The organism is Spongiactinospora rosea, assembly GCF_003315795.1.
In the GTDB taxonomy this organism is placed as follows: domain Bacteria; phylum Actinomycetota; class Actinomycetes; order Streptosporangiales; family Streptosporangiaceae; genus Spongiactinospora; species Spongiactinospora rosea.
Genome location: NZ_QMEY01000076.1, coordinates 1 through 1002 on the forward strand (window position 1 = coordinate 1; position 1002 = coordinate 1002).

General features: G+C 62.1%; 2 rRNA genes. Both read left to right on the forward strand.

Annotation, left to right across the window (positions count from 1 at the left end):
* Nucleotides 1-240, forward strand: a 16S ribosomal RNA gene (locus DP939_RS45215); the annotation flags it as partial.
* A gap of 571 nt (nt 241-811) precedes the next feature.
* Nucleotides 812-1002 (forward strand): 23S ribosomal RNA (locus DP939_RS45220); the annotation flags it as partial.

Here is a 1002-nt window from a genome sequence, read left to right on the forward strand (position 1 = left end):
GGGGTCTGCAACTCGACCCCATGAAGTCGGAGTCGCTAGTAATCGCAGATCAGCAACGCTGCGGTGAATACGTTCCCGGGCCTTGTACACACCGCCCGTCACGTCACGAAAGTCGGCAACACCCGAAGCCCGTGGCCCAACCACCTTGTGTGGGGGGAGCGGTCGAAGGTGGGGCTGGCGATTGGGACGAAGTCGTAACAAGGTAGCCGTACCGGAAGGTGCGGCTGGATCACCTCCTTTCTAAGGAGCTATAGGCCAGGTCCTTACCGCTGCGGGTGACCGTAGGAGGAGGGCCGGGTCCAGTGCCGGGGTCGAGGCCGGATGTGTCTCGCCTGGTGGCTCATTAGTGGAGCACTGGTTATTCGGTTCGGGTGTCATGCGCCTGGCCGGTCGGTACCGCCCGCCCTCTTCTGGGGGTGCGGGAGTGGGAAGGCCGTCTGGGGATGGCGCCGGGTCGAGCACACTGTTGGGTCCTGAGGAAACGGACCGTCTGGCATCCTGCCGCTTGTGCTGGCGGGTGTGGCCTTCACCGAGCTGGTGGGGAGTACGCGCCTGCTGTTGGGCATGACGAGCTGGGGTGCCGGGGCCGGGGAAAGCCGGGAAGCAAGGCGCAAAGATCCAAGATCGTGGTCTTTGTGGTTCTTCCTTGAAGGCTCTCCGGTTTGGGGTTTCTTCGTCTTCCGGGACTCATCTCGCCGATATACCGCATCTGTCTGGGGCTTTGGTCGCAGGTTGGTGGTTTGGTGTCGGGTCGGGGTGGGTTGTCTGGTTGTTGTTTGAGATTTGCATAGTGGACGCGAGCATCTTTTGTGGCCAAGTTGTTTAGGGCGCACGGTGGATGCCTTGGCACCAGGAGCCGATGAAGGACGTGGGAGGCTGCGTTAAGCCTCGGGGAGTCGCCAGCCAGACGTTGATCCGGGGATGTCCGAATGGGGAAACCTGGCACCAGTCATGTGGTGTCGCCGCCGTCTGAATGTATAGGGCGGTTGGTGGTAACGCGGG